At 49.9% G+C, this 26,897-nt stretch carries 23 protein-coding genes; 3 read left to right on the top strand and 20 right to left on the bottom strand.

Features of this window, described 5'->3' with window-relative positions:
* From OEM52_05040 to OEM52_04985, 12 genes are all read right to left on the bottom strand, one after another.
* Positions 1 to 354 (bottom strand): ABC transporter permease (locus tag OEM52_05040; protein ID MDK9699498.1); only part of this gene is annotated, 354 nt, incomplete at its 3' end.
* Entirely contained in the window at positions 351 to 1,115 is a 765-nt protein-coding gene (locus OEM52_05035) for an ATP-binding cassette domain-containing protein (protein MDK9699497.1), read from the bottom strand. The genes OEM52_05035 and OEM52_05040, both read right to left, overlap by 4 nt.
* On the bottom strand, positions 1,112 to 2,032 hold the full coding sequence (locus OEM52_05030) for an ABC transporter ATP-binding protein (GenBank protein MDK9699496.1): 921 nt from the start codon (positions 2,030 to 2,032) through the stop codon (positions 1,112 to 1,114). The genes OEM52_05035 and OEM52_05030 overlap by 4 nt, the downstream gene beginning before the upstream one ends.
* Positions 2,029 to 2,925, bottom strand: coding sequence for an efflux RND transporter periplasmic adaptor subunit (locus tag OEM52_05025; protein ID MDK9699495.1), 897 nt, complete (start codon positions 2,923 to 2,925; stop codon positions 2,029 to 2,031). Before OEM52_05025 ends, OEM52_05030 begins: the two co-directional genes overlap by 4 nt.
* A gap of 29 nt (positions 2,926 to 2,954) precedes the next feature.
* Positions 2,955 to 4,274: a TolC family protein gene (locus OEM52_05020; GenBank protein MDK9699494.1), complete on the bottom strand. Its 1,320-nt coding sequence runs from the start codon at positions 4,272 to 4,274 to the stop codon at positions 2,955 to 2,957.
* Positions 4,261 to 5,043 carry a TetR family transcriptional regulator gene (locus OEM52_05015; GenBank protein ID MDK9699493.1) on the bottom strand — a complete coding sequence of 261 codons (783 nt, stop codon included), beginning with the start codon at positions 5,041 to 5,043 and terminating at the stop codon, positions 4,261 to 4,263. Before OEM52_05015 ends, OEM52_05020 begins: the two co-directional genes overlap by 14 nt.
* Before the next feature lie 205 nt (positions 5,044 to 5,248).
* On the bottom strand, positions 5,249 to 6,136 hold the full coding sequence (locus OEM52_05010) for a methyltransferase domain-containing protein (GenBank protein ID MDK9699492.1): 888 nt from the start codon (positions 6,134 to 6,136) through the stop codon (positions 5,249 to 5,251).
* Positions 6,096 to 6,305 (bottom strand): membrane protein insertion efficiency factor YidD, encoded by a 210-nt coding sequence (gene yidD, locus OEM52_05005; protein MDK9699491.1) that lies wholly within the window; start codon positions 6,303 to 6,305, stop codon positions 6,096 to 6,098. Before yidD ends, OEM52_05010 begins: the two co-directional genes overlap by 41 nt.
* On the bottom strand, positions 6,302 to 6,847 hold the full coding sequence (locus OEM52_05000; GenBank protein MDK9699490.1) for a DUF6141 family protein: 546 nt from the start codon (positions 6,845 to 6,847) through the stop codon (positions 6,302 to 6,304). Before OEM52_05000 ends, yidD begins: the two co-directional genes overlap by 4 nt.
* Positions 6,848 to 6,935: 88 nt before the next feature.
* A complete protein-coding gene (locus OEM52_04995; GenBank protein MDK9699489.1) occupies positions 6,936 to 8,060 on the bottom strand; it encodes an isocitrate/isopropylmalate dehydrogenase family protein in 1,125 nt (374 codons plus the stop codon).
* 339 nt (positions 8,061 to 8,399) lie between these two features.
* A complete protein-coding gene (locus tag OEM52_04990; GenBank protein MDK9699488.1) occupies positions 8,400 to 9,827 on the bottom strand; it encodes an aspartate ammonia-lyase in 1,428 nt (475 codons plus the stop codon).
* 91 nt (positions 9,828 to 9,918) lie between these two features.
* Positions 9,919 to 10,269, bottom strand: coding sequence for a rhodanese-like domain-containing protein (locus tag OEM52_04985; GenBank protein MDK9699487.1), 351 nt, complete (start codon positions 10,267 to 10,269; stop codon positions 9,919 to 9,921).
* 50 nt (positions 10,270 to 10,319) lie between these two features.
* Here OEM52_04985 and OEM52_04980 point away from each other — a divergent pair, with 50 nt between their 5' ends.
* Together OEM52_04980 and OEM52_04975 are read left to right on the top strand one after the other, a co-directional pair.
* Complete coding sequence (locus OEM52_04980; protein MDK9699486.1) at positions 10,320 to 12,275, top strand: glycosyltransferase family 39 protein; 1,956 nt, start codon at positions 10,320 to 10,322, stop codon at positions 12,273 to 12,275.
* 349 nt (positions 12,276 to 12,624) lie between these two features.
* Complete coding sequence (locus tag OEM52_04975; GenBank protein MDK9699485.1) at positions 12,625 to 15,381, top strand: valine--tRNA ligase; 2,757 nt, start codon at positions 12,625 to 12,627, stop codon at positions 15,379 to 15,381.
* A 180-nt stretch (positions 15,382 to 15,561) separates the two neighbouring features.
* Here the strand turns inward: OEM52_04975 and OEM52_04970 are convergent, their stop codons facing one another.
* The 5 genes from OEM52_04970 to OEM52_04950 form a co-directional block, all read right to left on the bottom strand.
* Positions 15,562 to 17,661 (bottom strand): T9SS type A sorting domain-containing protein, encoded by a 2,100-nt coding sequence (locus OEM52_04970; GenBank protein MDK9699484.1) that lies wholly within the window; start codon positions 17,659 to 17,661, stop codon positions 15,562 to 15,564.
* A gap of 153 nt (positions 17,662 to 17,814) precedes the next feature.
* Positions 17,815 to 18,930, bottom strand: coding sequence for a hypothetical protein (locus OEM52_04965; protein ID MDK9699483.1), 1,116 nt, complete (start codon positions 18,928 to 18,930; stop codon positions 17,815 to 17,817).
* A gap of 3 nt (positions 18,931 to 18,933) precedes the next feature.
* Entirely contained in the window at positions 18,934 to 20,001 is a 1,068-nt protein-coding gene (locus tag OEM52_04960; protein MDK9699482.1) for a hypothetical protein, read from the bottom strand.
* 78 nt (positions 20,002 to 20,079) lie between these two features.
* Positions 20,080 to 20,982: a phosphate acyltransferase gene (locus tag OEM52_04955; GenBank protein ID MDK9699481.1), complete on the bottom strand. Its 903-nt coding sequence runs from the start codon at positions 20,980 to 20,982 to the stop codon at positions 20,080 to 20,082.
* Entirely contained in the window at positions 20,979 to 21,917 is a 939-nt protein-coding gene (locus OEM52_04950) for a phosphate acyltransferase (GenBank protein MDK9699480.1), read from the bottom strand. The genes OEM52_04955 and OEM52_04950 overlap by 4 nt, the downstream gene beginning before the upstream one ends.
* 250 nt (positions 21,918 to 22,167) lie before the next feature.
* Here OEM52_04950 and OEM52_04945 point away from each other — a divergent pair, with 250 nt between their 5' ends.
* Positions 22,168 to 24,024 carry a polysaccharide biosynthesis protein gene (locus OEM52_04945; GenBank protein MDK9699479.1) on the top strand — a complete coding sequence of 619 codons (1,857 nt, stop codon included), beginning with the start codon at positions 22,168 to 22,170 and terminating at the stop codon, positions 24,022 to 24,024.
* A 193-nt stretch (positions 24,025 to 24,217) separates the two neighbouring features.
* Here the strand turns inward: OEM52_04945 and OEM52_04940 are convergent, their stop codons facing one another.
* The 3 genes from OEM52_04940 to dsbD all read right to left on the bottom strand — a co-directional run.
* Positions 24,218 to 24,757 (bottom strand): TlpA family protein disulfide reductase, encoded by a 540-nt coding sequence (locus tag OEM52_04940; protein ID MDK9699478.1) that lies wholly within the window; start codon positions 24,755 to 24,757, stop codon positions 24,218 to 24,220.
* A 57-nt stretch (positions 24,758 to 24,814) separates the two neighbouring features.
* Positions 24,815 to 25,135 carry a thioredoxin domain-containing protein gene (locus tag OEM52_04935; GenBank protein MDK9699477.1) on the bottom strand — a complete coding sequence of 107 codons (321 nt, stop codon included), beginning with the start codon at positions 25,133 to 25,135 and terminating at the stop codon, positions 24,815 to 24,817.
* 70 nt (positions 25,136 to 25,205) lie between these two features.
* The coding region (dsbD, locus tag OEM52_04930; protein MDK9699476.1) for a protein-disulfide reductase DsbD at positions 25,206 to 26,897 on the bottom strand (1,692 nt) is incomplete at its 5' end.

Raw genomic sequence — 26,897 nt, 5'->3', positions numbered from 1 at the left:
GACTTGAAATCGCGCGTCGCGATGAGTCGCAATATCTTCGCCGAAGCCGGGAGCGATTGCGACGATGGCGCGGTAACGATTCGCGGCAAAACCATCGCTGAATTCTTCCCGATTCGTTAAAATTGTTGTAATGCGGAAAGTGTTACCCGCTGTCATGCGGGCAAGCAAGTCGCGGCTCTCCGGTGTGCGGTCTTCATCGAGTACGGCGATTCGCACTTGCTTCAAATCCATATCGATGGCGTATCCGTAAAGCATCAGCATCGCAATCGGCATCGCGATCGCCACAAACAACGTTCGGGCGTCGCGACGAATGTGGAGAAATTCTTTTTTCGCAACGGCAAGCACTCGGGTCATCGTTGCAACTCCTGTTCTGCTTGCTGCACAATGGAGAGAAACGCTTCCTGCATCGATTTTGCCCCTACGCTTTGCTTCATGCCGGTTGGAGTGTCCAATGCGGCAAGTTTTCCTGCTACCAGTAAACTGACCCGACCGCAGTACTCCGCTTCGTCCATATAGTGCGTCGTGACAAACACCGTTGTTCCTTCGTCGGCGACTTCGTAAATGAGATCCCAGAATTTTCGGCGGGCAACTGGATCGACCCCGCTGGTTGGTTCGTCGAGAAAGACGACTTCGGGACGATGCAAGAGCGCGCAACCCAGCGCCAATCGTTGTTTGAATCCGAGCGGAATATCACGGGTTTCTCGTTTCTCCATACCGAGTAAACCAACTTTTCCGAGTAACTCTTGGGAACGTTCTTTCGCTACCGATGAGGGTATTTTGTAGATGCCGCCGTAGAGTTCGAGGTTTTGTGCGACGGTGAGATCCTCATAGAGTGAAAACTTTTGGCTCATATATCCGATACGCGTCCGTAACGCCTTCATTTCGGTTTTCACGCTTTTACCGGCAACCCACGCATCGCCAGAGGAAGGCGTGAGCAATCCGCAAAATACGCGAATCGCTGTCGTCTTGCCTGCGCCGTTTGCGCCAAGAAATCCAAAGATTTCACCACGCTCTACGGTGATGTTGAGAGAATCGACGGCAGTAAATGCACCAAATCGTTTCGACATATTGACCGCTTGGATCGCATACCGTTCGTTGTATGTTGCTTCACTCATGCGGTCACCAGCGTAACAAACAAATCTTCGAGAATCGGTTTCACCGGATAGACTTGCATCGCTGCGTGAGTCGCAATCGCATGGATCGAATGTTCTTGTACTTCACTCTGGTAAGCGACGTGCAACCGGTCGCCAAACCGATGAACATGAGCAATCTCATGAATTTGCATCAATTCGTGGCGCACCGCGTCGAATTCCTGTCGCGTATGATTTTCGGCAACAACTTCCGACAATCGATAGGGATAACGTTGCAGTAGTTCTTCGAGCGCGCCCGATGCGATTATTTGTCCTTCATGCATGAGATGAATCGAATCGCACCACTCCGCTTCATCGAGATAGGCAGTTGACACGAGTAATGCCGTGCCGCGCTCGCGCAGAGAATGCAGAATATCCCATAACTCGCGTCGCGAAACTGGATCGACGCCGAATGTCGGTTCGTCGAGTATCATGACATCCGGTTCGTGAATCAAGTTGCAACACAATGCGAGTTTTTGTTTCACGCCGCCGGAGAGTCTGCCCGCCCGCCGTTCGCGAAACGGACCTAACTTGGAAAAGTGATACAATTGGTCGATGCGCTCGAGCCGCTGCTTTTTCGGGATTTGGTATAAGTCGGCAAAAAAATGAATATTCTCTTCGACTGTCAAATCAGGATACAGACTGAACCGCTGCGGCATGTATCCCAGATGATCCTTTACCGCTTTCTGTCCCTGCGGTAACACAAATCCAGCGATTTTCACCGTACCGCTATCCGGCTTCAGTAATCCGCAGATCATCCGAATCGCAGTAGTTTTCCCAGCGCTGTCGGCTCCGATGAGTCCGGCTATCTCGCCGGAGTTTACCGATAGCGACAACTCCCGGACTGCAGTAACATTGCCATACCGTTTCGCAAGATGCTCGATGGAAATTGCCGCGTTCATGGAACGAGAACTTCCGCCGGCATTCCCGGATGAAGATTTCCCGCCGGATTGAGAACAGTGATTTTCACAGCGAATACGAGATCGGCACGCGATTTTTTCGTTTGAATATTCTTCGGCGTGAACTCCGCCACTGGACTGATAAATGAGACCACGCCTTCAAACGTCTTCTCTCCGTGAGCGTCCGGTTTTACGATAAGCTTCTTACCGAGACCAATCCGGCTCATTTCCGTTTCACTGATGTAAATCTTGAGCGTTAGTGAGGATAAATCAGCAATCTTAAACATGACAGTTTGCGGCGTCACGGTTTCACCGGGCTCACTGTTTCGTTCGATGATGGTTGCTTTCACCGGCGACAACACGAATCCGTCGCGTAGCTGCCGTTCGGTGACAGCAATTGCCGCGCCGATTCGCTGTTGTTGCGCTTCGTTAGCACCAATCTGTGCAGTGAGTGCCTGCGATTGTAATCGATAAAGATTGGACTGCAACCGACTGTCATCGTACATCTGTTGCGAAGTAGTCCCCGCTTCCAACAGAATCGTTTGACGCTTCTCTTTTGTCGTCGCATTTTTATACTGCGATTCGACTTGCGCGAGTTGCGCACGCAGGGCGACGAGGGTCGCCCGCAACTCGGTAAGCTGCGCTTCCGACTGAGTCTTTTGCAGCGACAACAACTCCGTATCGATTACCGCCAGCGTGTCGCCGGCATTGACGACCGCCCCTTCGGCATACTTCACGGATTGCACTCTCCCCGACACCAGCGGTTGGATTGCCACATCGGTCGCCTCGAATGTGCCGGTTGGTTGCAATTGCGACTCGGAACTTTTACAGCCGGTGAAAACAAGCAGTAGGGCTGCGCCAGCAGCGAGTACGAATCGAATGTATTTCGCATTCATGGGATTCTCTTTCGTTTCGGAAAACTTCTTTACTTGGCAATCGTGTAGAGATACTCGATTTCGGCGATTCGTAACCGCACTAGACCGTTATTCAGCGCAAGCTGTGCTGCATTGGCTTCGTCGTAAGCGTCGAGCCACTCCTGCTCGGTTGCTGAGCCGGTTTTGTAACGTGTTTGGACCATTTCGGCGCGTTTAGAAACCGCTTCGGCTCGCTTCGCCAAGTAGGTTTTGGCGTGGTCGGCGTATTGCGAACGGATTTTTACGATTTCAAATTGCGACTGCAAGGCGTTGCGCAATTCGATTTGTTTTTCCCGAACCGTGCGGGTTTGCGAGATCGACTTCTCCAGCCGCTGTTGACGCGCCTTTCCATCCCATAGCGTCCACGACAAATTCGCCCCGACGATGGCGTAATCCATCCACTTGTTGGAAATTGCGTCGACACCTGGTTTCGCATAGTGGTATGCCGCCATCGCCGATAGATTCGGTAGAAAACTCGCTTTTGCAACGGCGGCGCTCGACAGGCTCTGTTTGAGACGTAATTCGATCGACTTTACTTCGGGACGGTCGTTCCAACTCGTTGTGATATCGTTGACAAAAAGCGATTTTGTTAAGTCGCCGGTCGGATCAATCAATTGACCGGGCAGTCCGATCAGATTACCTAACGCAAATTGGGATGCGATTAATTCTGAATGCGCAGCAGCTTGTGCTGCTTCAGCTTGCAGCACCGCTGCTTCCGCCATCGTCAGTTGTTCTTCGGTACCGACGCCGACTTCCACCATTTTCGCTACGTCGGCGTGATGACGGGTAAGCGTAAAGACATTCAAATCGCAGATTTTCACCGCTTGTTGTGCGCCTAACGCGTTGAAAAACGCTCTCCGAATTTCGGCGACAAAAGACGCGCTGTCGGCGGCGAGATCGTACGATGTTGCAGCGCGGTCGGCTTCGGAAGCGCGGATACGGTTCGAGATTGCGCCGCCGGTATACAAGGGAAGTTTTGCCGTTGCGGCAAAATCGAAATTGTTGCCATCGCCGAAACTCATTTTGCGTTCGACGACACCCGTTGGTAATGGTATCACCAACGATAGCTCCTGAACTTCGGTGTTATGCGAGTAGTTGCCGGTAATGTCTACGGTTCCCAGCCGGTTTGCCCGATCTTCGCGGTAACCTGCTTCGGCGCGGATAAGTTGTTCGGAGGTGGAGCGCAGTCGCGGTGATGTATTGAGCCCTTGCTGGATGCAATCTTCCAATCGCCAATTGGCATCTTCTGCCGCCCAGCCAGTGGTTTGCATGATGAGAATCGTGAGTAAAAAACCGATGAATGGTAGGAAGAATCGATTACTTCGCAGCATGTTTTTTTCCTCGCGGCATGGGCGTTGTCATACCGCATCGCCAAAGATGTTCCATTAACGTGATGCGCATCTCGTTCAGTTTCTCCGATTCGCCTTCGCTTTGCGAAATTACTCGGAAGAACGGTTCGATAAAGGCGGCGCTGTAACTGAATCCAATGAGTAACGGAACCGCCATCGCGGGAGGGAGGTCGATAATATTGCCGGAGGCGACGCTTTGACCATAGAGGAGGGCGAGTTGTTTCGAGATGCCCCGCGGCCCCAATTCACCGAGTTCGTTAACCGTTTCCGCCAGATGCTTCCCCCCTTCGGCGACTTCCCGCAAGATGAGTTGCGACCATTTCGGGTGATTTTGCAGCATGTTCGTAATGCGTCGAGGGAGCGAGAGAATCATTTCCTCGGGGGTGTGTTTGAGATCGAGTTGCATCAAGATGAATTGTGCAATGTTCACCATCTGAGTAGCGATTACGCGGTGATACAATTGCTCTTTCGTCTGGAAATAGTAATGCACCATCGCTTGGTTGACCTTCGCGGCAACGGCGATTTCTCTCACCCCTACGCCGTGGAATCCCTTTTCGGCAAACAGCGTGAAGGCAGTATCGAGAATGCGGGCGCGCGGCGAGTCGGGCTCTGTTATCTGCTGCGAAGATTTAAACCGCTCGAGAAATTCGCGGAACTCGGCGATTTTTGCTGCGCGGTCGGCAACTGAAAGCTTCGTTTCGGATTTCTCCGGTCGATGCTTTTTAGGTTTGTTGGTCTTGGTCGGACTCATGGATATCTTTGTATTAACTGTTTGATTTAATCAATCGATTAACTAAAATAAGAAAGCGCATGCCCCGTTGTCAAGTCTACTCAGCAAGTCATTACAAATCAATTATTTCTATTATCGATGTCGCAAAAAAAGGAGAGCGATGTAACCCAACACAGAAAAAAGGCGGAACAATGTTCCGCCTCATCTTAAGAAAATCAACAAAAAACTACTTTTTACCGACGGCGATTAAACCGCTGCCTTCTTTGAGTGGCAGATGCAGATCGCGCCACCAGAGCGGATAGCCCAGTGGGTACGCTGCCACGAAATACAAGGGGATTAACGCATAACCCAACAGACTGAGACGGGTGAGCTGCAATGGAATCCCCTGCCAGAGATACCACAACAACTTTCCAGTGACCTTATGATAGGTGGGGTAGAGAGTAACGTTGGGGAAGCCCGCTTCCCGCAGCTTCTCATCCATTTCCTGTGGACAATAGCCGGGGCGGACATGTTCATCGACTTGGTACTTCGGATCGATAGTGGTTGTTCGGGAATCTTCTTCGGAACCCGGAGTGTGGATAATCAGGAAACCGCCCGGTTTGAGCGCTCGGAAATAACGCCGCATTAAATCGACATCGTCTTCGATATGTTCCATCACATCGACCGACACAATTAAATCGTACTTGTTGGTTTCCGATAGTTGGAGCAAATCCAACTCACCGAATTGTAGATTTTTGTAGCCACGTGCTTTCGCATGTTCGTTACCAGCATCAAGAAAATGCTGTTTCACATCAGCGGCAAAGATGTTCGCATCGGGAAATTGTTTCGCCATCCAGAGCGAGTACTGCCCTAATCCGCAACCGGCATCGAGGATCGCTGGTGCTTTCGGCAGCTTGAGTTGCTTGATCCGCCGTTTGACATGTTGCTCACGCAAAAACACATGGCCGACGGCAAAAAAAAGCATTTCGCGCAGGGTGATGCTGCGTTTCGTAAACTGAAAGAGTTTGTCTTTTATCGGATCGTATTCCATAGCGCGTAAGGTATGAAGGCAAGAATAGGTTCGCAACCGAATCTTATGGAACGGGATCAAATCCGCCCGGGTGCCACGGTCCACACCGGAAAATCCGCTTTATCGCAAGCCATCCCCCCCTCAGTGAGCCATGTTTTCGGATTGCTTCTTCGGCATAATGGCTGCAACTCGGGTGAAACCGGCACTGTCCCCCGAGAATCGGCGACAACACGATCCTATACAAGTAAATCAATCCGATAAAAAGATATTTCATTTTGATTTGCTATGGAATGTTGTCTTCATTGCCGTTGTAATCGCAGCCTCCAGATCATGAGCCTGTTGCGAACCTAAAAGGGTTGTCGTTGTTGTAGAACGTAAAGTTAACAGAACTCCTTCATTCCCACTGACATTGTAAGCCCGCTTTCCCCAAGCGATCCGGATACCCCAACCGCCATACTCAAGAATTGGACGATATGTAACAGCTTGCGCGCTTTGAATATCTTCAAATCCGATGCACTTCCACTTGAACATGAAGGGATGATAACGGAACCAAACGCCGGAATCGCGCACTTCAACACATAAACGAGCCGAGAGTATTAGCCACGGAACGAAGATGCCGATAACACCGAACAAAAGCAACAACACCGCATCAGGGGGTGGGTTAGTACCGATGGGACGATGTTGAATCATCTGTTCCCATACGAAATACCCCATCGTGAGCGGCAGCAAGAAAAGAGCGATACCGATCCAGCGATTCGCTTTCGCAAAAGACTGTTCTTCATGGAAAAAGATGTTCTCAATACTCTCCCTGTCCATTGACACCCTCACTTCCTAAACGAGAACAAGGGTATATCCATTCGATACACCCTTGTCCCGATTTTTCCTAAGTCAGCGCAAACGCAAACTATAAGCGGTCGGCGATTGCTTGTCCCATTTCGATTGTCGTGTTGCTTCCGCCCATATCATAGGTGCGGACTTTCCCTTCCTTAATCACTGCGGCGGTAGCGTCTTCCACCCGTTTTGCAAATTCGAATTCGCCCAATTTGTCGAGCATCAGCTTTGCTGAGAGAATTGTTGCAATCGGATTCACTTTGTAGAGTCCGGTGTACTTTGGCGCTGAGCCGTGCGATGGTTCAAAAACGCCAAGTTTCTCGCCGATGTTACCCGAGCAGCCAAAGCCCAAGCCACCCACCAACTGCGCGCAGAGGTCGCTGATGATATCGCCGAATAGATTTGGAGCGACTAATACATCATAGCTGAATGGATTCTTAAGTAGCCACATCGTCATTGCATCGACATTAGCTTCGTCGAATTGAATTTCCGGAAACTCTTTGGCGACTTCTTTTGCGATGTCGAGGAAGAGTCCATCGGTTGCGCGGACGACATTCGCTTTATGAACGATAGTAACTTTTTTACGGTTATGAGCGCGGGCATACTCGAAACCGGCGCGGATAATCCGTTCGGAGCCTTTGCGGGTGTTGATTTTGCACGAAATAGCATATTCGTTGCCAGCAAGTTTACTGAACGGCGCGAACGGTTTCGAGAGCTTAGTCAAAACATTAATCAACTCATCCGGCACTGGATTGAATTCGACGCCGCAGTACATGTCTTCAGTATTTTCGCGGAATACAACGATGTCGATTCCCTCTTTAAAATTCAAGGGATTGCCGGGATACGCTTTGCAGGGACGCAAACAGACATACAGATCGAAGATCTGACGCATCCGCACGATGGGTGAGCGATAGATAAGTCCAGTACCGCGTAACTCTGGTACCAATTCCAGTTCCGCAATTTTCGCCGGTTTCGAGGTGATTGCGCCAAACATCGCACCGTCGACGTTGTGCAGTAAATCGATGGTACGTTGGGGAAGCGCATCCCCTTCCTTGCACCAAAACTCCCAACCGATGTCGCCGTGCGGATACTCGGCGTTTAATCCCAATTTATCAAGCACAATACGGGTTGCTTCCAATACTTCTATGCCGACGCCATCGCCCGGCAACCAGCCTATCTTGTACTTCCTATTAGACACGGATTACTCCTATGGATGAACAGAATACTGCGCGTTAGCCGCGCAAGCTACGTCGAATGTTTAATCGGCAAAGGTCGCGATTGATCGTTCGACTTAGTTATAAATATATAGAAAATCGGGATTCGGCTCAAACTGACCGAAAAAGATGTAGCTATCTTGCTATTCATACTTCAAGCTGGTAGCAGCGGGCTTTAGCCCGCGCACAGGCTACACAAATTGATGAAACGCGGGCTAAAGCCCGCGGCTACCAATTGTGAGATAGATTCATGTGTCTACACACAACAACAGAAAAGGAGCGCCCATGTAAGCGCTCCTTTCAAATCCGATACCGCAATTCCGTTACTTTCTCGCAACCCCCGGTTCGGTCATTGCGCGTATGGCATCCGGGGAAAGAATCCGATCGACCTCCTCCTCGCTGAGGAAGTGTTTTTCCAATACGATTGCGCGGATTGACCGGCCGGTTTTACCCCACTCTTTTACAACTTCTGCCGCTTTAAGGTATCCGATGACCGGGTTCAACGCGGTTGCTACCTGGGCATTCCGTTCGAGGTAATTGCGGCAACGTTGTTCATCGGCAGTGATGCCGCGAACGCATTTTTCTGCGAGGTGGCGAGTTGCCGTCCGGAGAATCGTCAATTCCCAGAATAGGTTCAGTGCAATCACCGGCATCATGACATTCAATTGGAACTGTCCGGCGGCGCTTGCTAACACAACAGTGTTATCGAATCCCATCACCTGATAACAAACCATGTTAACCATTTCCGGGATTACCGGGTTCACCTTGCCCGGCATAATCGAGGAACCGGGTTGTAATTCCGGTAACCGGATTTCAGCGATACCGGTTGTCGGGCCAGAGGAAAGCAACCGTAAATCGTTGCTGATCCGACCGATTTCCACTGCTGCTGCGCGACAGGCATTCGATAATTCCACTGCTGGCGCCATCGAGGACATCGCCTCGAAAAAGTCTTGGGCGGGAGTTAATGGATAACCAGTTAACTCAGTAAGCTTCTCGGCAACACAATGTCGATACTCAGGATGGGTATTCAAGCCGGTTCCGGCAGCGCTGCCGCCGAGTCCGATTTCATACATTGCTGTCATGGCATGTTCGACCCGGGTCCGGCACTTTTGAACCGAGCGTGCCATTCCGCCGAACTCCTGACCTAACCGGATTGGTACGGCATCCTGCAAGTGGGTACGAGCGCTCTTGACGATATGATCGAACCATTTCGATTTCGCTGTTAACTCATCTTCCAGCATTTTGAGCGGCGATAACAGCGCATTTGCGCCGCGAAGACCACCAAGGCGGATTGCCGTGGGGATAACGTCGTTGGTCGATTGACCGAAGTTGACATGATTATTGGGGGAAAGGAACGACTCGTCCCCTTTCGCATGTCCGAGCAGTTCCAGCGCGCGGTTCGCAATCACTTCGTTAACATTCATGTGATGGGAAGTACCAGCGCCGGCTTGATATGGATCGACAACAAATTGGTCAGCGAATTTCCCGTTACGAATTTCTTCGGCAGCTTGCATAATCGCTTTCGCGCGTTCTTCATCAAGCATGCCGAGTTCCCAATTCGCTTGGGCGGCGGCGTGTTTTATCGTAGCGACCGACCAAACAAAATAGGGGTGTGGTTTCAAACCGGAGATTTGAAAGTTTTGGAGCGCGCGTACGGTCTGAACGCCATAGTAGACATTATCCGGAATGTACATCGGTCCGAAACTGTCTTTTTCAATGCGGTAACCGGCACGCGGTTCGAGGTCTGCCATTGATTTATCCCTTTTGGAGATGTTTTAGATGGTGAGAGAATCTTATAAAACTCTCTTCTTTCATAGAATACGTAGAAACTTGTTCAATTCACTATGGTTTCGGCTCGGCAATTTCGTAGCCTTGCCGCCACCAGCCAAGAATGCCTCCTTGTAGTGAAGCAACGTTGGTATACCCGGCATGACGCAACTGCTCCGTCGAATATAATGAACGGTTGCCAGAGCGGCAGTAAACGACGATTTCTTCCATTTCATCGGGAGCAACCTGTTTCAGTTTATCGCCCAATTGTCCCATCGGTATTAAGATTGCTCCGGGAATGACGCCTTCTTCATGTTCTTCGGTTTCCCGGACATCGAGCAGGCGAGGTGGTTTCTCCTCTTTCATCTTCCCGTGTAGGATAACAGCATCGATTTCCGGTACGGACGGTTTTCGCCAAAATGACATTTGCTTTTCTCTTTTGAATTCTGCAACTTAAAAAATACGTCGGAGCGCTCGTGGAACCAAAAGAGACCGGACAACCGCACCGGAAGCTATCCTTCGCGGAAGGATTGTTCGCGGCTGCATTGCTTATTCGTTGTATTTGGCTTGCCGGTCTGGTGAAAACGCCGTTTTGGTCGGCGTTACTTGTGGATGCACTTACCTACCATGAACTTGCCATCAAGTATGTCACGGATGGTTTTTTCCCCGCCATAATTTACGAACGCGCTCCCTTATATCCTTACATCCTCGCCACAGTTTACAGTGTTTTCGGTTCCGACCCACTGTGGATTCGACTCATCCAAGCGTGTGTCGGATCGCTCAACGTGTTGCTCATCTATCGGATTACCGCGCGAATGGCGGGAGAATTAACCGGACGCGTAGCCGGAATCCTTGCCGCCACTTACGGCATGTTCTGGCTCCATGAAGCAGATATCTTAGCGCCGGTTTGGATTATTCTATTTTTACTACTGGCAATCCAAATCCTGTTACCACCATTACCCGGGCGACCGGAACCGTCGAAACGCTGGCAATCCATCGGAAAACCGCTTTCCGGCGGCTTGATGCTCGGATTTGCAACCATTACTTGGCCAACGGCGATTTTTGCCGCACCTGGTCTATTATCGTTGTTGTACCCGTTCCGAAACCAACTTCTGAGAAAATCGCAGCGAAATTGGAAGCCGTTGCTGTACGCGCTTGGTGCGACTGCAGTTTTGCCATTACTGGTAACGCTTTACCAGTGGCTACGGTTTGGTGAGCCGCTGCTCTCCCTGCAAGGCGGAGTAAATCTCTACATCGGAAATAATCCCGATGCCGACGGTTACTCGGCGATTCTCCCAGACTTTGGCCCCGCGTGGACATTTCCGGAATTGCGCTATCATCTGTCAACTTTGAAGGGGCGACTCGTTAGCTGGACGGAATTGGATACCTACTATCGCAACTTGGCGGTACTATTTGTTATGCAGCACCCCTTGCAAGCGTTGCAAATTCTGTTCAATAAATTTTTCCTGCTCCTCTATCCGTTGGAGATTCCCAACACCTTCGACCCCCGTGGTTTCGCCCAGGCGTTTCCGTGGAGCTATTCGATGTTCGTTGTCGGATGGTGGATTATCGCACCGTTGGGAATCTCAGGAATTTTGATTCGGGTGTCATCGAAACACCGCAAGCAACTTCCAGCGAGCGAGCGGGGGATTACCGTTGCGTTGTTACTTGCCATAGCAGGATTAATCGTCGGAATTGTGCTGGTGTTTATCAATGCGCGGTATCGCTTGCCGATAGTACCGTTACTAATTCCCTTTGCCGCGGTTACGATAACGGAACTCTGGGAACGCTGGAAACAGTCTCTCAAGCGAGCATTGCCGATTTTGCTCACTGTGATTACGATAACAATTCTCGTGCAAGTGAATTGGGGAAATTATCGCGGGAACGATGGTGCCTACGGACTTATGCAATTGGGGCTTGCTTATTACAAGGAAGGTAATTTACCTAAAGCGGAAGAATCGTATTTGAAGTTGCTTGCCGTCCGTAAAAATTTTCCCGGCGTTCATACGAAACTTGCCTTGTTGTCGATGATGAAAGGGGATACCGCATTAGCGAAATCGTTGTTGAGGGAAGAATACAAAGTCGATATCGATCCCAAACAAGTAGTAAATACTGCTGGAGAAATCGCGAACGTGGGTGCGGCATGGTATGAGATGGGCGAACTTGGCGAAGCGGAGTTTCATTTCAAAGAAGCGCTCACCCGTAATCCGTTGCTTACCGAAGCGCGCCGGAACTTACATCGCGTCTTCTTACGGCAGGGTGTACTCGCATTCTTTGCTGGGGATACCGCAACCGCTCTTTCCAAATGGAATACGATGAAAAGCGATCCCGATGGCGGAGAATTCCCTCGACTGGCGACTGAGTTACTCGATAAATTGAACCAAGGCAGTTTACGCGAATATATTCAGCAGCAAGCGGAGCAATCGCAATAATGAGGTGCATTTGGTTGCATTCGTTGTCTTACCCGGTTATATTCTTAGGAACTTGAGGAACAAACCATGTCGCCAATAGGCAGTGTCAGCGTAGGAAAGGTCGCGGTCGTCGTACCGCCCATGTAGCGCGCCCTGTCGATTTGACAAGTGTTTAACGGGGCAGAGCGCCCCGTTTTTTTTGTGCCGTACGACAGACACTCCTGTCTGTCGACCGTACGTTGGACATTCCTGTCCAACATTGTAGGGGCGTATGGCATACGCCAAAAAACCGTAGCGCAGACACTCCTGTCTGCGGATTGAAAATGGACAGACTATTCTGTGGTCTGTCCTACGAAAAATTGGAAACATCATGTCCGAGCAAAACCCGACCGAAGCCCCCAAGAAGGGCGGCGCATACGATCCCACCGGCGTGGAACAACGCTGGTACCAACATTGGGAAGCGAGTGGCGCCTTCATCGCCCACGACCGTGGCAGACAACCGTTCGCAATTATGATCCCGCCGCCGAATGTCACCGGTGCGCTCCACATGGGGCATGCGCTGAACAATACAATTCAGGATATGGTCATTCGGATGCGGCGGATGCAGGGCTTCGATACGTTGTGGCTTCCCGGCACCGATCACGCTGGTATTGCGACGCAATCGGTGGTGGAAAAAGATTTACGCAAAAAGAAATCATCCCGCCACGAATTGGGTCGTGAGAGGTTTATCGAAGAAGTGTGGAAGTGGAAAGAAGAATACGGGAATCGCATCCTAACGCAATTGAAACGGCTCGGCTGTTCCTGCGACTGGTCGCGCACTCGCTTCACCCTCGACGATGGGTTATCCCATGCCGTGCGCCATGTCTTCTGTACGCTTTTTGAAGATGGGCTTATCTATCGCGGGTTGCGGATTGTGAATTGGTGTCCGACTTGTCATAGTGCGATCTCCGACGACGAAGTGGAACACCGCGACGAGGATTCGTTCCTTTGGGAAATCGACTATCCGTTGGTGGAAGGCGAAGGTGCTTTACGTGTGGCAACCACTCGCCCCGAAACGTTGTTTGGCGATATGGCGGTAGCGGTGCATCCGAAGGATGAACGTTGGAATCGATTCATTGGTCAGGAAGTGAGACTTCCTCTAACTGACCGTACGATACCTGTGATTGCCGATGAAGCGGTGGAGCTTGATTTCGGAACCGGTTGTTTGAAAATCACGCCGGCACACGATGCCAACGACTTTGAAACAGGAAAACGGCACGGTCTCGAACCATTCTGCGTGATTGCCACCAATGGTACGATGAACGAAAATGTGCCGGAGAAGTATCGTGGTTTGGATCGGTTTAAGTGTCGAGATGCTGCAATTGCCGACTTGAAAGAGCAAGGTCTCCTGCATCAAGAAACACCGTATAAACATGCGGTGGGGCATTGTTATCGCACGGACGACGTGATCGAACCGTATCTCTCCGAACAGTGGTTCGTGAAAATGGAACCGCTCGCACAACCAGCGCTGCAAGCCTATCGCGACGATCGGTTGAAGTTTGTGCCGGCGCGTTATGGTCACATTTACGAACGGTGGCTCGAAAATGTGCGCGACTGGTGTATTTCCCGCCAACTCTGGTGGGGTCATCGGATTCCGATTTGGACGTGTGATAATTGTGAGCATGTCTCCGCATATCGGGAAGACCCAACCGAGTGCCCGGTCTGTCAAAGTAAAAACTTGACCCAAGATCCCGACGTCCTCGATACGTGGTTCTCGTCGCAACTTTGGCCGTTCTCAACGCTTGGCTGGCCGGAGAATACGAACGATTTACAGAAATGGTATCCCGGCAATCTCTTATCCACCGCGCGAGAGATCATCTTCTTTTGGGTGGCGCGGATGGTGATGATGGGTGAGAAATTCAAACCTCACACCGGAACGATTCGCATCGATGGTGAGGAGGTGCCGACCGACTGTCCCTTCGAGACGGTGTATATTCACGGCACCGTACTTGACAATCAAGGTCGGAGAATGTCGAAATCGTTGGGGAACGGGATCGATCCCATCGATCTAATCGATAAGTACGGCTGCGATGCGGTGCGGTTCTCACTCATGATGCTCGCTACCGAAGGACAGGATATCAAACTTGCCGCCGACCGGATGGAGATGGGCAAGCACTTCGCGAATAAAATCTGGAACGCAGTGCGCTTCGTGTATCAGGCATTGGATGCGCACCCCGAACCGGAAGCAATGCCGCACAAATTCACGATGCGGGAAGACAAATGGATACTATCGCAATTACAGACTGTGACCGGCACTGTGACTGGAGCGATTGAAGAGTACCGGTTACGTGAAGGGGCGCTCGCGCTATACGATTTCTTCTGGAACCAATTCTGCGATTGGTATCTCGAATTAATCAAACCGCGGTTGCGAGCGGGCAATGAGCCGGACGCCGACGATGCCGCCAAGCGTTCAGCGTTCGAGGCGCGCTGTGTGCTTGACCATACGATTCACACCTTCCTGAAACTGCTGCATCCTTACATGCCGCATATCACGGAAGAACTATGGCAGATTCACCCTTCGGCGAAACACTCGAACTACAACCCGCCCCGTCCATTGTTGATGTTGGCGAATTGGCCGGAGCCGAATCCGCTCTGGATTGATTTACATATCGAACAGGCGTTTGCCTTGACGATGGAACTTGTACGCAATATTCGAGCAACTCGCGCCGCGGTGAACTTAACCGATAAGACGTTGTTGAAAGTGATGTGTTCGACTTCTTCGCACGATGTACGCTTGGAACTGCAGGAGATGGAAACCGTCATCAAGCAATCGGCAAAGTTAGAGGAGCTGACAATCGGCGAGAATCTTCCCCGCCCGGAGCAATCGACGTCGTTCATGCTGCCGTTTGGTCCAACGGTGGTTTACATTCCGCTCGCCGGTCTCGTCGATCTCGAAGCGGAACGGGCGAAAGCGCGGAAGAAACTTGAGGAACTCGATAAACAGATTGCCGGTAAGAACGCGCAACTTGCCAACGAGAATTTCGTGAGTCGAGCTAAACCGGAAGCGGTGCAAGTGATCGTCGAATCGCGCAACCGGTTGGAAGAACAGATCCAATTGATGAAAGAGCATCTTTCCTCATTAGGATGAGTTATACACGGAATTGTATTTCTATTGGTAGCCGTGGGCTTTAGCCCGCGCTTGATTTTGAGATTACGGGGGACGCAGGCTAAAGCCTGCGGCTACCAGCACGCGACTACTTGTATGCGATAACTCAAACCAAAAAACCGCCGGAATATTCCCCGGCGGTTTCTTTATTAGACCGATCTGTCACTTCAAATAAGTGAGTTTATGGATCACGATATTTCGTTCACTCTCCAACCGGCAGAAATAAATTCCGCTGGTTAGATTACCGGGTGACCAGACTACCGTTTGATAACCGGGATGCCATTTGCCGGAAAAGAGATTCGCGACTTCTGCGCCAGTGATGTCGTACACATTTACACTGACATTTCCGGGGTACGGCATCGCGAAAATTAGTTTCGTCTGCGTGTTAAATGGATTCGGGTAATTCGCTTTCAGGCTAACCGGTAGCTGTTTCCTTTGCGATTCCGACTCCGATACACCGGTAATCATCTGCGCAGTTCGGAAGGTGCCGTTGCGCGGCGTACCCATAAAGAGTTTCCCCGATATTGGATGCAGGAAGAAACAGGTGGCGGTTACATTTGCCGGTAGACCATTGGTAAAGGGTTGATAACCGCCATTCGGCTGCATGCGATAGATTGTCGTTGCCGTCGAAAAGAAAATCTGACCCTCGTAATTGGTCGCGAGAGCATACACACTTTGATTGGGCGATAACTGCCGCCAAGTCGCACCGTTGTCGTCCGATTTATAGAGACCGCCTCGCGAACCGGTGCCGACCGGATCGACGCAAGCGGCATAGATCGCGCCGGAAGTGTCATGGGCAAAGCCGCGTATTTCTAATGCGCTGAGTGAACGGTAGGACCAACTGCCATACGCTCCGTTGGAGTAGTAAATTCCATGCGCCGTACCGCCAAGGATCCCGCCGGTTTCGGTAAATCCTAACGACAAAACCTCCTCGGTAACATACGCGACCCGCGACCAGACGATACCGTTATCCGTCGATTTCATGAGTCCGTTGGAAATACCGTAGAGTGTACCATTGGGCGCTTTCTCAACAACGCTCATTCCACTGCCGCCAATCGAAGTGACATATTGCCAATTCAACCCGCCATCGGTAGAACGGTACAACGCATTCGACGCGCCCGCCAGCATCACGCCGTCGTTCGCGAGCGTAAAACAACGATGTTGTCGCCCCATTGGGGTAATGCGAGTCCAGCTATTCCCGTTATTCGACGACCGGAATACCATCCCACTGTACAGACTAAAGAGCGTATCGCGGGCAGTACCGGCGAACCGTTTCGCATGAGACCCTGATAATCCGGTGTTGTACGGGAGCGATTCGCCGACTTTGAAAACACCGTAGTAGTTGCTTGCCGCATACACATTAACGGTATGTTCGGAGGCAAGCACCGCGCGATAGTCGATAGAGTTGCTGCCAACTTGTTGCCAATTCGCGGAAAAGTCATCGATGGGTAGGCGGGAGAAATAGTAGACAGAGTTGTATAGGACAAGATACAGGTGACGGTCGGAGCTAACAGCCATCGATACCACATTACTCATGGATATATTCGGTCGTACCCACGTGATGCCATGATCGACTGAGCGATATTGCAAATTACTGAACGAGCCGTAGATTGTATCGCGGAAAACGACCGCCATATCCTGCGCTCTCATCCGCCATGCTACCGTCGTGAGGGAGTCCCATTGGTTACCATCGGTCGCACGATAGAGAATCGATTGCGAATTACGATAAGTATAGAGTAGTACCTGAACAGTTGTATCGTTGGTTACTCCACCCAACCAATACTTTTCCGAGACGTCGATGGGAGGTTGCGCAATCGTATCCCAGGTGATGCCGCTATCCCGTGATGCAACCAGCAATCCGTTTTGATTACAGAACACTCTTCCGTCCGGTACCACTAATAATGGATTAACGCTGGTGGTCGTGAGATTACAAGTTTCCCAGACTGCGCCGTTATTGAGTGAGCGGTAAACTGTGTTGATGTCGTTGTTGCGTAGGAGTGCATAGGTTACACCATTTGCAAATTGGAAATCGTGAAATTCCCAGCCGATGTAACCATAATTCGTCCAAGCTTGCGCGCTGCTGTTTGCCCGGAACAATCCGTTCTCAGTAACAGCGAGCAGACTTCCATTCGGTGTCGAACCGAGCGCGGTCACGGTGCCGCCGAACGGCCCATTCGCCGGTTCCCAATTGTATTGGCTATAGACTGGTAGATAGATCGAGAAGACGAGTAAAAGCGGTAAACAACGAAGCGACAGTTTCATCCAAACCTCCCTAATCATCAAACCTTCACAAAGAGAAAATACAACAGTTTTTTCACAATTTCCATAAGAACTTACCTCGACATAAAAAAAACGGGGTGAAGTCACTTCACCCCGTTTTACCTCTTTTCACATGGTCACAAAATATTCCGTCGATTACCACCCTAAACTAAGCTGGAGGAAATGCTTGTACGATTCAAGCTGCCCCGGTTTCGTACCCATTTCTTCGCCGTAATAGGTATAGTCGAGCTTTAAAATATAGAGATCGAGTCCAAGTCCATAGCCCGGATACCCTTGGTTGAAGCCGCCGCGCAATAACAACCGGTTCCACAGCGTCCACTCGGTTCCAAGGTGCCACTTGTAGAAGAATGCCGTACCTTGTCCATTGAAGAAATCTTCCATTTCGGCAACGGCAATCCACCGGCTTACCGCTTTCGCATTCGGTATCAATTTGTCTTTCAGATCGTACTTGGAGCCGATCACAACATTCGGAGTCATGATTTTGCCATCATACGAGGTCAACAAATCGTGAATCACAACGGCGGCTTCGGTTGTTTGATTGAACTTATGGGCGAAACCGGCATCGATACCAACACCGCTGCGCTTCTTGTTCAAATCGTCCTGCACTTCTTTCATGACATCAGATTCACTGCCGATTTGCGTTGCAGGAATGCGTTTCTCCGGTAGCTCGCGTCGGCTAATGATTTTTAGTGTAGCGCCATATTCGATTAATCGCGGCTTCCCCAAAATTTTCCATTCGTGTTGGTTTCCGTAACCGGCATAAATGGAGACATCGCTGTATCCCTTGAGTCCCACCGCTGGCATCAAAATTCCCCGATCGAGTTTTACGGCGGGAGAAGTCTGTGATGCGACAGCAAGACCAAAATGTTTGAAAGTGAGACCAAACATCGGTGAGATGTTTACATCGTACCAACGGTCGTCAAACTGCGCCATATCATCCAGAAATGCGTGTTGCTCTTGTCGGGAAAGCGAGTCGAACTTTGAAAACTCAGTTTGGTGGTCTTCAATGAACTTCACCAAATTGAGGAATTCATTATCGGCAATCACACCAATTTTCAAGACGTCGAGCCTAAATTTCGCCCGGTTCAGTAACGCCGGATTATAAATCACCGCGCTCGAATTGTAACCGTATAACGAAGTTGCACCACCGATACCAAGTTCGGCGGCGCCTTTCCGGAATGCTGGTGCCGATGCTGCAAGAACAGAACCTGCCAATGCGAATGTCAATAGAAGTAGGAATGCTTTTTTCATTGGTTACCTCGCTCCCGTATAGCCTAACGCCCGGAGATAAGTCATTCCGGAACCATCGGTCACATTGCGGAGGGAATCGACCCACGCTTGCGTCCAAGGACGTGGACTATCCCATGCCGATCCGGCAAAGTCGATACCATCCATCGGTACTGTGATGAATGTGGAGTCAATGCGAGTACCACTGAAACGGAACATAAACGCACTTAAGTAGAAAGTTGGGTCACTCGTTTCGGTTGAAGCTAATATCATTTCATCTAAGTAACCATTGTTGTTGTTGTCGGTGGCATCGGCAATCCGGTAACGGTCGATGGTATTGCGAATCGCCGAGGCAACGCTATCGAGTCCCTGCGAATCGAATCCTGCTTCGCCCGGTTCCTGATACTCCGAAACGATATCGCGAATAATGTTGCGCAGATCGCCACAAAACAGGCTGACGTTCCCCATCAATGAATCTAATGCGCGGGAACCGTTGGTTTGACAGACCCGTTCGACGCCCCGTAAATCGAATGACGTCCCCGACCAAACCATCGAAACTTGCGATTCGTTGCTTGCGATTACGTTATCCAAGTTGGTGTCGCGTAAACGGGTGAGTCCGAATACTAAGCGCGATAACCCGAAATCAAGGTTCACGTCGCGCTGTTGGATATGCCCGCTGGTCTGCCCGGCAAAAATTGGAGCGAGCATCTCATTTACTTCGTTAAGGGTCGCCAACAATTCTGTTGCTCGCAGGTTTGGCCAATAATCATCCGTTGTTCGGAAGAATGGAATTGAATCGCCGGAATTGAAACTGAATTGAGACAGTGAGGTGAGGATATCGAATGAGGTAATTCCCGATACCAGTAGGCGCGCTTTTGCATAAGCATAACGAGCCTCTGAATTGTTCGGGTCTTCATTCACAGCGCTGCGAAAATCGTTTAAGGCACCGCTGTAGTCGCCATCGCGCAGTTTCTGTCGCCCTTCATTCAAATAATCGGATGCACTGGTCGGTTGTTGTGTCCAACCGAACAGATTACATCCGCTGAAGGACAAAATGGTTGCTCCTAACAAGAAGCCGATTAGCCAACGTTTCATTGTACCTCCGTTTTCTTTCAATTCATTAAGGGTATGAACCCACTTTTTCCGAAGTAAAGTGAATGAAACATAGTTTTGTTATGATACGATACACGATAGTTGTATTGAAAACAAGAGAGCCGACGGATGATCGGAACGTGAGGGTAATGCGATTGGAACTGATCCTCCCACCACAACCGACGCGGAAGCCGAATGAGCTAAGGTAATCAAAGCTTTGTACAAAGCGTTCCCAACTTCCAAAGTCGGAGCAATCAATATGTCGGCTTTTCCTGCAACCGCTCCCTTCACCTTTTTCTTGATAGCGGCTTCTTCCGACAGCGCTAAATCCAAGGCAAGCGGCCCGTCGAGTAATGCGTTACCAAATTGTCCGCGTTCGCTCATTTTTGCCAGAATCGCATCGTGCATTCCCACTGTTTGATCGGCGGAAATCGTCTCTACGGCAGCTAACAAAGCAACTTTCGGGGGATCGAATCGGAGGGTTCGTGCGACTTTCAATGCATTTTCCACAATCTTGATTTTTTGATCCAATGTCGGTTGCAAGGTTACCGCGCCGTCGGAGAGCAACAGCGGCCGGTTCAACTTAGGCGGATAGAGCAACGCAACCTGCGAGATCCAACCGTAACGAAATTCTGGAACGGTAAGCAACCGCTGTAACAGAGCATGAACCCCAGTTTCTCCACGAAGCAGAATATCGACGCGTTTTGTTTCAACTGCTATTGCTGCACCTTCGATGGAAGATTCACACGAGATTACATCGATGTTGGCGAGTCCTGCCATGTGCTGAAACAACGCGCACTCTTCTTCCGTACCGATTAAAACCGGTTGTATCATCCCATTGGGGTGAAACTCTCTGACAATTGCGGCAGTATCAGGTAGTGCCGGGAGTAGAATCCCCAATCGCTTCTGTGAAACATTGTGTGAGTGTGTACTCAGAAAATCGCGTAATGCGGCTTCGGGATCGTATTGGTTCTGCGCAATCATGATTGTCTCCTCGAGTTGCTGGCAGCGACTAAAGTGGCTAACGCCAACGAAGTCAATTTGTTGCGGGCGGTGTCGGAACGACTCACCAGTGCTACAGGGATTTTCGCTCCCATGATAACACCTGCGAAAACGGCATCGGCAAGAATGTCCAACGCTTTCACAACAATATTCGCAACTTCGATTGCACTGACCACCACGATATCGGCACTACCGGCGACCCGCGACGCAAATGGTAGTTTGTCGGTTACTGCCGGCCAGACTGCGCTGTCGAAAGCTAAAGGCCCATCGACGATGGCGTGTTTCATCGCGCCGCGCTCGCACGCTTTGGCAAAAGCCGCCAGTTCTCTGGTAATCGGCACACCGGGAACGACATCATCCGTAGCGGCAAGTAGTGCCACTTTTGGAATTTCAATTCCCAACGCATGGAAAACTTCAATGGCGTTCACCACCAATTGGGGACGGGTTTTTTCGTCGGGAGCAACAACCATCCCACCATCGGTAATACCCAACAGACGGGGAAAATGCGGCATTGACAGGACAGCGACATGGGAAAGAATTCTTCCCCGTCGTAGTCCATACTCCTTAGCCAGAAGGATTTTTAAGAGCTTACCGGTAGGAAGATTCCCTTTCATAATCAGCTTTACTTTACCGTCTTTTGCCAGTTGACATGCGAGCTTCGCCGAGGACGCATCGTCGGGTGATGGTATGATTTCCACATGATCCAGATTAACGTTTAACTCAGAACAGAAGTGAGTGATTTTTGCTTCATCGCCGATTAGGATTGCCCGGACAAACCCGGCGTTGGTAGCCGCTTGAATCGCGCCAATAACATCATCGTCATGAGCGGCAGGAACAGCAACTAATAAAGGCTCGGTTAACTTTGCGAATTCTTGCGCTTTCGCAACAATGTCGTCGGAAGTTCTAAGTGGTGGCATGGGACTCTCGGTTTCAGTTAGCGAATAGGAATGGAATTTTGTATAATGTGCCTCGATTTGTAAAGATACAAAAAAAATGTATCGGTTATCTGATGTAGAACTGCAGTACACCAGTTTGCGATTAAGTGATGTACATCAAAGGTGATGGATAACCGGAGTGCTAACCATACTATACTTGGAGATATGGTTGTCAGTTGCTAAATTAACACAATAAGGCTCGGCGGCGAGGAACGCCGGTATAACACGAAGTATGATAAAAGAACTTAGTACAAACACTCGTCTTGCTATCAAACTATCACTCGATTTCTTCGCGTGTCTTTTCGCTTTTTTACTCGGGTACTATATTCGTTTTACCTGGGCGGATTTCATAAAAGAGATCTACCAGATTGCCCCCTACTTGTTGCTGTTTCTTTCGATTCGATTATCCGTTTTTGCCGCTTTCCGACTCTATTCGACCATGTGGCGCTACTCCGCGGTACATTCGCTAATTGCCCTTGTGAAAGCAACCGCAGTTGGCACCGTCGCTGTTATTCTAACCAATTACTTGTTGGCAGCAAGCCGAATTCCCCGTTCCGTGATACTAATCGATTTCTTTGCCGTAATTTTCTTTGCCGGTGGTATTCGTTTGCTGGTACGATATTACAGTACTTACCGGAAAGAGAAGAGTGCTGAGCAGGACTCCAAACGCCGAGTTTTGATTTACGGCGCTGGTGATGCCGGAGAGCAACTGCTCCGAAATCTACTGCAGTATCAGGATTCCGGAATTTTTGTCGTAGGATTTGTCGACGATGATCAACTGAAACTTGGCAAGTATATTCACAATAAAAAAATTCTTGGCAATCGCGAAAGTATCGCTAAGCTTATAAAAGAACATTCGATCAATGCAATTTACTTCTGTGTTCCATCGATGACCGGTTCAGAAGCCCGCAACATCTTCAAAATCGTCAAAGAGCAAGCCGGCGACATTGAAGTAAAAACAATTCCTGGACTCAACGATTTAGTGACGGGAAGAATCACGATTAACGAGTTGCGGCGTTTTGAAATCCGCGATTTACTGCGTCGCCGACAAGTTCACCTCGATCCGGTTCCTGTTCGCAATCTAATCGAAGGAAAATCAGTTCTGGTTGTGGGTGGTGGCGGTTCCATTGGCTCCGAGTTGTGCCGCCAAATCGCCGGATTCAAGCCCAATCAACTTGTAATCGTCGATTCCAGCGAATTTAATATTTATAAAGTGGAAGAGGAACTGCATCGCCAATTCCCCGATCTCACGATTACCGGACAAGTGGCTGATGCTTGTGTCGCCCCCCTCATGGAGACGGTATTTACGCGTTTTAAGCCGCAATTAGTTTTTCATGCCGCGGCGTACAAGCACGTTCCCCTCATGGAAGCGAATCCGTGGGCGGCGATTTACAATAACCTTTCCAGTACACATCGCTTGGCTCACTTGGCGAGTCGTTTCAACATCGAACGCTTTATTCTTATCTCCTCCGATAAGGCGGTTAACCCAACCAATGTAATGGGTGCAACTAAACGAATCTGCGAGTTAATCTGTCAAGTCGAACAGTTGAAGAGTAAAACCGAGTTTCTTACTGTCAGGTTTGGTAATGTTTTAGGAAGTTCCGGTAGTGTGATTCCGAAATTTGCCGAACAGATTGCAGCCGGTGGTCCGATAACAGTTACTCACCCGGATATCACTCGCTACTTCATGCTGATTTCTGAAGCAGTGGAGTTGGTGTTACAAGCAGGAGCCACCGGTGAGGGTGGTCAAATCTATGTACTTGATATGGGCGAGCCCATCAAGATTGCCGATCTTGCAGAATATATGATAGAACTGTCAGGACTACGCCCCCACAAAGATATCAAGATTCAGTTTACCGGTTTGCGTCCTGGTGAGAAAATGTATGAAAGTCTCTACTTTGAAGGGGAAGAGGAACCGACGCGAGTACCCAATTTGTTTGTTCTTAAGCCGAATCTTAGTGTCAATGGAACATTCCATCGCGATGTATTGACACTGGTCGACGAGCAGTTTAAAATGGACGTCCACCAGTTGAAACAAGAAATCAAGAAACTAGTTCCTGAGTATCAACCGAATAAAAACGAAGAGTAGTCTTGCGCACAGGAAAGAACAGAGGGGCGTGTGAGCGCCCTTTTTTAATTCTCTTGTGGTAACTTTCTTGAAGGCGACTGCCCAATCAATATCCCGATTTTGAAGATGTGCAGTTCTATCACCCAACGAGTAAAAGCAAAAAAACAACGCACCGGGTATGCCGGTGCGTTGTCATGTACGCATGGAAAACCGACTACTTGGATAGCTTCTGGATTTCGTTTTCCCAATACTTCATATCCCGGTATCCGACCAATCGTGTAACGATATTTCCTTGTTTATCGAGAATGAAGGTATAGGGAATCCCCCCCTGTTCGTCACTCGATAGCAGATTTTGATATGGTTGTTGAAACTCGTTGGTAACTACAGCAACCGGGTAATTCACCCCATTGCTCGTTGCCCATTTTTTTACTTTGGCATTGACATCGGCGCCGCGATCCGCCGACAATCCAACGATCTGCAATTTGCCTTGGTACTTCTTTTGTAACTCGATGAAATGAGGAATTTCTTGCCGACACGGCGGACACCAGGTCGCCCAGAAATTGACGATTGAGATTTTCCCTTTGAGCAACTCTGTGCTCTTGATTGTTTTGCCATCGACGTCGGTTGTCGTAAAGGCAGGAAATTTCTCGGCACCGGCGGCAACCGCTGTGGTTGTTTTTGAACTGGTGAACCAAACCAATGCGCTAACAATAGTGAATCCCACTACCAACCAGCGCGATGAAACTTTATTCATTTATTTTACCCTCCCATTGAAAGTTGCTTGTTGTTTATGATACGAGTCGATGAACCATTACACGAGTAAACGGTCGATCTGTTCGGCGATTTTTCCTTTTGCCTGCAATCCGTTGATTGTGGCAAGCCGCTCACCGGCCCGGAAAAAAATGAGCTGTGGTACGCTGAATACACCGTATTTTTGCGCGACTTTCGGCGCATCGGCAACATCGATCTCGACCACCCGAAGTTTCCCTTCATATTCTTGGGAAAGATCTGCCATGATTGGGTGTAACTTTTTGCAGGGACCGCACCAAGTTGCACCGAAATCGATTACGATTAGTTGTTGGGAACCGATTTCCGCATCGAACTTCTCATCGTTCCATTTTTCTACTGCCATGCACTACTCCTGTCTCTTGGATGTTGAGCCGCGAAAATTGCGGCTGGTAATTTGAGTGAATGCCAAGTGGTTAAAACGTTACTGACGACATCCATTGTACTGTTTCCGCCGGTGGTTTGAATCCCGTGAAACGAGCTTTCTCCGTTCCATCCGGCGACAATAATAATACGGTTGGAAGTCCCTGAATTTTGTACTTCTGCATCAAGGCTTTGGTCGCATCGTTTTGTTTGGTAAAGTCGAACTTTAATGCGATAAAACCAGCCGCTGCCTTCTGCACGGTGGGATCAGGCCAAGTATAATGGTCGAGTTCCACACAAGCGGCGCACCAATCGGCATAAAAATCAATCAAAATGGGTTTATTCTCAGTCTTCGCTTTTGCTAAAGCGCCCGCTTCGTCGTTCTTCATCCACGGGAGTTCGGAGACACCTGCGCCTTCCCCACCTGTGGTAGATGCCACAGTATTATGGACAGTAACCAATTCCCAACCCATACCGACGGAGAACATTCGCTGCAAAGTTAATAACGAAGCGGCAACCAGTAAAATTGCCATGCCTCTCTGAAATCCGAAACCCAGTGTCATTTCATCTTCGGGAGTGAGCGGTTTTCCCCACAGCGTCATTCCGCCAAACGACAGTAGAATTGCCCAAACGAATAAATTTATACCATCGGGAATGAATGGTTTGAGTACATACAATGCACCGGCGAGGAGTGCGAAGCCAAAGAATTTCTTGATAGCAACCATCCATTCGCCTGCTTGCGGCAATGATTGCAACAATCCAGAAAAGGTGCCAATCGCAATGAACAACAAACCCATCCCCATCGAGAAAGTGAAGAGGAGGAAAAATCCTAAAAGGAGACTACCCGACTGTGCTACCCAAGCAAGCAACGCTACTAAAATGGGCCCGACACACGGCGCAGCGACTAATCCGCTGAGCCCCCCCATCACTGCCGCTCCGAAGTAACCGCCCTTCGGATTTCCCTGTGCTTGTGCAGCAAACCCCGGTATTGGTAAGTCAAAGACACCGAGCATCGAAATGCCCATCACGCCAAATACCAGCGCGATAGCGCCAAGGAACCACGGCGTTTGAGTGAATGCGCCAAACAATGCGCCAGTCGAAGCGGCGACTAAACCTAATGTCGAATAAACGATTGCGAGACCGAGTACAAACGCAAGCGATAATGTAAACCCGCGTACTTTGTTGCCGCCCGCTCGACTGCCGATATAGCCCATCGTTATCGGTATCACCGGATACACACACGGCGTTAGCGAAGCAAACACCCCGCCCAGAAACACGAGGATGAATGCGAACCAACTCCCTTCCTGCAAAGCGCGGGAGAATTTATCTTCGAGTGATTCGTTGGCTGGCGGTGTCGTGACAGTTGTTGCCGGGGTGGAAATCACTGGTGTTGTAGCGGGTGTTACTGGAGTCGTGGTAACGGTATCGGTTGCTGTCGGAACGGGTGTTACTTCCGGTTCGCTGGCATTGGGAACGGCAGTGCCGCGTTTCGCCTTCCAGTTTACAGTCCGCTCGGTCGGCATAAAGCAGGTTTCCGCTCCGAACTCCGCGCATATCTGATAACCTACCGTAATCGGAATCGATGCGGTCGAAAGCGATGCGTTGGAAGCGATTGTCACCGTTGCTTTAACGACGACTTTCCCTTGATAGACATCCTGCTCTTTATACTTCACGGTGGGAGGGTATTGCCATTGCCCAAACTTCAATCCGAGCGTATCGCGCGTCGTTACATTGAAAAACTCATT

This window comes from bacterium (assembly GCA_030247525.1).
Taxonomy (GTDB): Bacteria; Electryoneota; JAOADG01; order JAOADG01; family JAOADG01; genus JAOTSC01.
Note: the sequence above shows the minus strand (reverse complement) of the source record. Positions and strands in the feature narration are given on the sequence as shown.